The following is an 889-nucleotide window of genomic DNA, read 5'->3' as shown; positions in this document are numbered from 1 at the left end:
GCGCCCGCCGGTGTTGCGCACGGTCACCTCGACCGTGGCCTCGCCGTCGACCCGCCACGCCGTCCGGTCCGCGCGGGCAGCGTCGAGGCCCGCGTCCCCGGAGCCCGCGCCGCGGACGTCCTCCCAGCTGAAGGAGGTGTACCCGCGGCCGTGGCCGAAGGGGTAGAGCGGCGTCGGGTCCACGTTGGAGACGCCGCTGCGCCGTGCGAGCGGTGCCGCCAGGTAGGTGCCGGGCTGGCCCGAGACCTCACGCGGGAGGCTGACCGGCAGCCGGCCCGAGGGGTTCACCTGGCCGGTGAGGACCTCGGCGACCGCCTGCCCGCCGCGCTGCCCGGGGAAGAACCCCTGCACGACCGCGGCCGAGCGCTCCGCCAGGTCGCCCAGGGCGTAGGGCCGGCCGGTGAGCAGGACGAGGACCACGGGGGTCCCGGTGTCGAGCACCGCCCGGACCAGGTCCTCCTGGACACCGGGCAGCCGCAGGTCGGTCGCGTCGCAGCCCTCCCCGGAGGTGCCTCGTCCGAACAGGCCCGCCTGGTCACCGACCACGACGACGGCGACCTCGGCCTCGCGGGCCGCGGAGACGGCCTCCTCGACGCCGGACCGGTCGTCCCCCGTGATCGCGCAGCCGCGGACGTGTCGCAGGGCCGCCGCGTCCCCGCCCGCATGCCGCTCGACGAGCTGGTCGAGGACCGAGGGGATGTCGATACCCATCGCGTGGTCCGGGTGCCGCACCCCCACGTGGGCCGGGAAGGAGTAGCACCCGAGCATGCCCATCGGGTCGTCGGCGAGGGGCCCGAGGACGGCGAGGCGGGCCCCGGGGCGCAGCGGCAGGGTGCCGTCGTCGTCGAGCAGGACGACGGCGCGGCGGGCGACCTCCAGGGCGACGGCC

Annotated in this window: 1 protein-coding gene; it reads right to left on the bottom strand. The window is 77.3% G+C overall.

Annotated features, from left to right (window positions below):
* Positions 1-889, bottom strand: an 889-nt coding sequence (locus tag L0B03_RS18500) for a glycoside hydrolase family 3 C-terminal domain-containing protein (protein ID WP_250448559.1), incomplete at both ends; no start/stop codon positions are given.

The organism is Actinotalea sp. C106 (assembly GCF_023630195.1).
In the GTDB taxonomy this organism is placed as follows: domain Bacteria; phylum Actinomycetota; class Actinomycetes; order Actinomycetales; family Cellulomonadaceae; genus Actinotalea.
The sequence above is the reverse complement of the archived record's forward strand: the minus strand, read 5'-3'. Positions and strand labels throughout refer to the sequence as shown.